At 50.7% G+C, this 203-nt stretch carries 1 protein-coding gene; it reads right to left on the minus strand.

The window, feature by feature from the left end; all coding sequences use genetic code 11:
- On the minus strand, window positions 1-203 hold a 203-nt coding region (locus FDX22_RS24645; protein WP_186805469.1), incomplete at both ends, for a macro domain-containing protein.

Genomic DNA, 203 nt, shown 5'->3' on the forward strand with positions numbered 1-203 from the left:
TGTTGGGTGAGTAATCTCTTGTATAACCTGGCATTTTCCTCATCAAAACACACGAAGTAGATTTGATCAGGTAGCGCACGGCGGGTGATAAATTTTTGCACCGTATTCACCGCAATCTCCGCCGCCGCTGCACGTGGATATCCGTAGGCTCCGGTGCTGATAGCCGGGAACGCAATAGATTGATAGCCATTGGCCAGTGCCAG

Origin of the sequence: Citrobacter sp. TBCS-14, assembly GCF_005280805.1 — a bacterium.
Lineage (GTDB): Bacteria > Pseudomonadota > Gammaproteobacteria > Enterobacterales > Enterobacteriaceae > Citrobacter > Citrobacter gillenii.